This is a genomic window from Micromonospora acroterricola, from assembly GCF_003172955.1.
GTDB classification, from domain to species: domain Bacteria; phylum Actinomycetota; class Actinomycetes; order Mycobacteriales; family Micromonosporaceae; genus Micromonospora; species Micromonospora acroterricola.
Window position 1 is genome coordinate 1 of record NZ_QGKR01000165.1, and the last position, 5,671, is coordinate 5,671.

5 protein-coding genes are annotated in these 5,671 nt (G+C 69.6%); 2 read left to right on the forward strand and 3 right to left on the reverse strand.

The window, feature by feature from the left end; all coding sequences use genetic code 11:
- Nucleotides 1-40 precede the first annotated feature (40 nt).
- Nucleotides 41-1,279 carry an ABC transporter substrate-binding protein gene (locus tag DKT68_RS10335; protein WP_236646818.1) on the reverse strand — a complete coding sequence of 413 codons (1,239 nt, stop codon included), beginning with the start codon at nt 1,277-1,279 and terminating at the stop codon, nt 41-43.
- A gap of 189 nt (nt 1,280-1,468) precedes the next feature.
- On the opposite strand from DKT68_RS10335, the gene DKT68_RS10340 reads away from it, so the two are divergent.
- Both DKT68_RS10340 and DKT68_RS10345 read left to right on the forward strand, forming a co-directional pair.
- Complete coding sequence (locus DKT68_RS10340) at nt 1,469-2,245, forward strand: FadR/GntR family transcriptional regulator (protein ID WP_236646819.1); 777 nt, start codon at nt 1,469-1,471, stop codon at nt 2,243-2,245.
- A gap of 73 nt (nt 2,246-2,318) precedes the next feature.
- Nucleotides 2,319-3,140 carry an SAM-dependent methyltransferase gene (locus DKT68_RS10345; protein ID WP_236646820.1) on the forward strand — a complete coding sequence of 274 codons (822 nt, stop codon included), beginning with the start codon at nt 2,319-2,321 and terminating at the stop codon, nt 3,138-3,140.
- 42 nt (nt 3,141-3,182) lie between these two features.
- Here the strand turns inward: DKT68_RS10345 and DKT68_RS10350 are convergent, their stop codons facing one another.
- Both DKT68_RS10350 and DKT68_RS10355 read right to left on the reverse strand, forming a co-directional pair.
- Entirely contained in the window at nt 3,183-4,124 is a 942-nt protein-coding gene (locus DKT68_RS10350; protein ID WP_236646821.1) for an exonuclease/endonuclease/phosphatase family protein, read from the reverse strand.
- A gap of 288 nt (nt 4,125-4,412) precedes the next feature.
- The gene (locus tag DKT68_RS10355) at nt 4,413-5,597 is read right to left on the reverse strand and encodes an endo-1,4-beta-xylanase (protein ID WP_109817194.1); all 1,185 of its coding nucleotides are present in this window, start codon (nt 5,595-5,597) and stop codon (nt 4,413-4,415) included.
- Nucleotides 5,598-5,671 lie beyond the last annotated feature (74 nt).

Here is a 5,671-nt window from a genome sequence, read left to right on the forward strand (position 1 = left end):
GGGTGGGGGTGGCGCGGCCGCGCCACCCCCACCGCCGGGCTTACTTGGCCTCGTCGTCCAGGAACTTCTGGAACGCCGCGTTGGCGGTGTCGGCGGCCGCCGCCGCGTCCTTGCCAGCGATGGCGTCGACGATCGGCTGGCCGACGATCTCCCGGGCCTGGGCGACCTTGTTGACCAGCGGGCGGTCGTGACCCACGCCGTCCTTGGTGCTGGCCGCGATGGCCTCGACGAGGTCCTTCGGGTACGTCGCCGTGCCCTCGGGGTTGGCCCAGACCGAGGTACGCGCGCCCGGCACGCCGGACTTCTGCTGCGCCAGCGTCTGCTCCTTGCTGGTCGCCCACTCGACGAACTTCCACGCGTTGCTCTGGTTCTCGGAGTTGTCGTTGATGCCCAGCGCCCACGAGGGGATGTTGTACGGCTTGGAACCGGCGGGGCCGGCGGGGAAGGGCGCGAAGCCGACGGTGTCGGAGACCTTCGACTTGGCCGGGTCGGTGGCGTTCTTGTAGAGCGAGTTGGCCTCGGTGTAGAACGCCGCCTTGCCCTGGGTGAAGATGGCCATCGCCTCGGGCCAGCTCATGTCGGTGCTGACGTTCGCCGGGCCCTGGTCCCTGAGGAGCCCGCCGTAGTAGGCGTACGCCTGCTTGGCCTGCTCGCTGTTGACGGCGGCCTTGCCGCTGCTGTCGACGAAGTCACCGCCGAAGCTGTAGAGGAAGCTGGAGAACTGGGTGACGGCCGGCGACTTGCCGGTACGGGCCACGAAGCCGGCGACGCTCGGGTCCGCGGCCTTGACCTTGGTCGCGGCCGCCTTCAGCTCGTCGAGGTTCTTCGGCGGGGCGGTCAGACCGGCCTTGGCCAGCAGGTCCTTGCGGTAGTAGAGGACCTCCTGCTCGGTGATGATCGGGACGCCGACCGCCTTGTCCTCGTACGCGGTGGCCTCCACCGGGCCGGCCTGGAAGTCGCTGAAGTCCCAGTCCTTGTTGGACTTGACCTCGTCAGACAGGTCGGCGAGGTACTTGTTCTTCGCGAACAGCTTCCCCTCCTGCAGGGGGCGGTACATCATCACGTCGATGTCGCTGGAACCCGCGTTGAGCTTCACGTTGTACTGGTCGGAGAGCTGGTCCTCGCCGAGTTGGGTGATCTCGACCTTCAGGCCGGACTGCTTCTCGAACTCGGGCAGGGCCTGCTTGATGTTCTCCGTCCACACGTGGTTGGCGAGGGTCACCCGCACGGTCTTCGACGCCGCGCTGTCGTCACCGCCGCCGCACGCCGACAGGCTCATGGCGGCAACCACGGCCAGAGAAGTTCCGAATATCGATCGACGCCGCACGTCCATCTCTCCTTCTGTCGTGGTCGCCGCTGGTGGGGGATAGAGCGGGACCTCGCCGTTAACGTCCGCTTAACGTCCGGATGCTAGGCCGATAAAGCGGATTTATTCAAGGGGTGATCTTCAACTGATATGCTCCAACGTGTGGAACCGTCCTCACCGGGGGTCGCAGCCGTCCAGAAGAAGGCCCCTGCCGAGGCCGGGCTGCACGCACAAGTTCTCGACCACCTCGGCACCGCCATCTGCGGCGGCCAGCTGACGCCCGGCTCCGTCCTCAACATCGACGAGCTGGTCGACCGGTACGGCGTGTCCCGCTCGGTCGTCCGCGAGGTCCTGCGGGTGCTCGCCGCCATGGGGTTCATCGAGACCCGCCGCCGGGTCGGGGTGCTGATCCGGCCGGCGAACGACTGGAACGTCTTCGACCCGCAGGTGATCCGCTGGCGGCTCGCCTCGGCCGGCCGCATGGCGCAGATGCGCTCGATCACCGAACTGCGGACCGCCGTCGAACCGCACGCCGCCTGGCTGGCCGCCAACCGGGTCGATCACGACGAGGCGAGCGACCTCGTCGGGTTGGCGGCCAAGATGTGGGCCGCCGGGAAGGCCGGCGACGAGGAGCGCTTCCTCCGCCTCGACATCGAGTTCCACCGCCGGGTGCTGGCCGCCTCGGGCAACGAGATGTTCGTCAAACTGCAGGATCTGGTGGCGGAGGTGCTCACCGGCCGGCACCACTACGACCTGATGCCGCACTACCCCCACCAGCAGGCCCTCCAACTGCACGCCGACGTGGCGCAGGCGATCCAGCGGCGCGACGGCGACAGCGCCCGTGCCGCGATGGTGCAGATCATGGAGCAGGCGTTCGGCGAGATGAAGTCCATGTGGGACCAGACCGGCGAGCCGATCCCACCCGCCGACCGAGCCTGACGAGATTCGCCGCAACCACCGTCGCCGTCCGGTGTGTACCTTGTGGATGTCGGGCGTGGGGACGGGGGTCGTGGTGACTGGTCGAAGCGGGGAACTGTCGGCGTCGGACCGGATCGACACCACCGTGGCCCACCCGGCTCGGAGGTACAACTACCTGCTGGGTGGTAAGGACAACTTCGCCGCCGACCGGGAGTCCGGCGACGCCCTCGCGGCCGCGATGCCCACCATCCGGCTGGCCGCCGTCGAGAACCGGATGTTCCTGCAACGCACGGTCCGGTTCCTGGCTCAGCAGGGCGTCCGACAGTTCCTCGACATCGGCACCGGAATCCCGACCGCCGACAACACGCACGAGGTCGCCCAGGCGATCAACCCGTCCTCCCGGGTCGTCTACGTCGACAACGACCCGATCGTCCTCGCCCACGCCCGAGCGCTGCTGAGCAGCACACCCGAGGGCCGTACGGCCTATCTCGACGCCGACCTGCGTGAGCCGGAGGCGATCATCGCCCACCCGGATCTGCGCGCGACGTTGGACCTGACCCAGCCCGTCGCGCTGATGCTGGTGGCGATCCTGCACTTCATCCGCGACGACGAGGACCCGAAGGGCATCCTCAGGCGGCTCGTCGGGGCGCTCCCGGCCGGCAGCTACGTGGTCGCCTCGCACGTCACCTGGGAGTACATGCCGCCGGAGGTGACCGCGAAGCTCGAGGCCAACAACCGGGACGGGCGGTTCCGGGCCAGGACCACGGAGCAGTTCGCCGACCTGCTCGACGGGTGGGAACTCGTCGACCCGGGCATCGTGTCCGTGGCGCGGTGGCGCGCGGACGACGTGCCGCCGCCGCGTCCATCCGTGCAGGCCGTGTCCTTCAACGGCGCCGTCGCCCGCGTCGTGCGATAACAGCGGCGTCGCCCCGGGGGTCGGTCGGAACGCCGTCCCCCGTCACCGCTCGGCGGTGCTCCCCGGGACGGGGCAGGGCCGACGTGACCTGGTCTCCACGCAGCGTGCCGTCAGGGCCGGATGTCTCCCGTCGAGCGTGAGTGTGGTCAGCAGCCCCGGGTGGTCGGTCGCCCCGTGCATCCCCACCGACCGGCCGCAGCAGATCCGGGCGTCGGTCGTCGCCATGACGTGTTGCAGCGCGCCGTCGTCGATCCGCTGGTAGCCCGGGGGCACGCAGGACCGCACGTCGGGGGAGCCGCCGCGCCGGAGGTTGAGGTCGCCGAGCAGCACGGTGGGCGCGTAGCCGGCGTTCCTGCGGATCGTCGGTACGACCGTGTCGAGCAGGTGCCGGCACTGGGCGAGCGCCACGGTGACATCGGTGGCCGCCAGGTGTGTCGTGCAGGCGTGCAGCTCGCCGAGCAGGTCGACGCAGAGCCACGCTCGTTCCTCGGGGTCCGTGACATCCTGCGGCGGGTAGATCCCACTGCGCACCGTGTGCGCCGTGTAGGGCGGCTCGAGGTGGGTCAGCATTCCGATGCCGTACGGCTGGCCGTCGTGGCACCGGGTGACGGAGCCGGACGGGCGGTCACCGGCGGCCTTGAAGGCGGACACGATCGTGTCGCCACCGTGGACCCGCGAGAACGTGCGCTCGAGGGTTGTCACGTCGTCCCGGCAGATCTCGTTGAGGGTGACCAGATCGGGCGCCTCGGTGCTGATGACCGTGGCGGCCTCGGTGACCGATCGGCCCGTGTAGCAGCCGGCCCGCCCGCTGTTGCAGAGGTTCAGCTGGAGCACCCGCAGCACCGTGGACACGGCAGGCCGGGCCGCCAGGGTGCCGGCCACCGAGGAGTCGGCCACCGACGAGGCGGCCGGCACGGTGGCGACGGCGATCAGGCCCACGACGGCCAGGGTGCGGCGGAGACCCGGGTGCGAACGATCAGCCATGCGCCGAGCAGGGGGTCTGACCGGGGCGGGATCGCGCCGAAGACGGCATGGTGCCGGCACGGGTGTGGTCGGCGGTTGGCTGCTCGGACATGCGGACTCCGGACGGGGGAGGCGACAGTCTTCGCCGAGGTGCCAGTGATCCTACTGCTGGCCGGTCGGGGGCAGGAGCCGGTGGCGGCCGACGTGGTCGGGGGCGTCAACTCCCGGGCTGGCCGCGCCTCACCCACGACCAGCGGCCGTGTGGGGCGTGCCGGAGCCCCACACGGCCGGCGCTGGTGTCGCGGTGGATCAGCCGCGCGGCCTGGGCGCGACGCGCGGCAGGACGTACGGCGGTCCGGCGAAGATCAGGTCGGACTTGAGCTCGTGGTACGCCCGCTTGGGTTGGTAGTTCTCGTCGTAGATGGTGGCCATGCCCTGCGGCGGGTCGTCGAACCACTCCGGCACCCAGGAGTGCCTGTCGCTGAAGCCCCAGACGGTGTACGACAGGCAGCTGCGTACGGCGAGGCAGGCCTTCATCAGGACGCTGAAGTTGGCGGCCGACGCCTGCAACCGGGGGTTGATCTCTGCCGAGTCGCCGGGCTCGGTCAGCTCGCTGCGGACGTCGACCTCGGTGAACGCGGTGGCGACGCCGAGCGCCGCGAACCTCTTCAGCGCGGCGGTCACCTGAAGGGTGTCGTAGTTGCCGTACTGGGTGCCCAGGTGGCCCTGGGATCCGATGCCGTCGATCGGGACGCCCTGTGCGAGCAGCCCCTTGACCATGTCGTGGACGAACTGCGACTTGTCGTCGGCCGGGTTGCCGGAGCCGAACGCCTCGATGTTGTAGTCGTTGTAGAACAGCAGCGCTCTGGGGTCGGCGGCCCGCGCCCAGCGGAACGCGTCGGCGATGTAGTCGGGCCCGAGGTTCTGCGCCCAGAAGCCCTTGTAGTGCAGGGTCGACGGGGTGTCCCACGGGTCGCTGACCGCCTCGTTGACCACGTCCCACTGCCAGATCTTGCCCTTGTAGCGGTTGACGACCGTGGTGATGTGCCTGCGTAGCAGCTCGCGCAGCTCCTGCTTGCTGATGGAGCCGTCGGCAACGCCAGCGGTCAGCCAGGCGGGCAGTTGGTTGTGCCAGACCAGCACGTGGCCGCGCACACTCTGCCTGTTGCGTTTGGCGAACTCGACGAGCTGGTCGGCCGCGGCCCAGTCGTAGGTGCCGCGGGTGGGCTCCAGGCTCTCCCACTTCATGGCGTTCTCGGCGGTGACCGAGGAGAACTCGGAGGCGGCCAGCCGGCGGTACTCCGGGTCGTTGGCGTCGTTGAGCGCGGCCATGTCCACCGCGGTGCCGACGTGGAGTTTGTGGCGCAGGCCGAGAGCGCCCAGGCTCTGCGCGGTCGGATCGTACGGCCGGCTCGCTGTGGCCGGGACCGTGTTCAACGCCGCGACGGTCGCGACGGCGACCGCGGCGGCAGTGATCCACCGTCTGTGCGTCATCTGCCTTCCTTTCGGAAAGAATCGAGACAAGTCGATCATTGGAGGGAGGGTGCGGGCGCGGTGCTGGGTCGGTG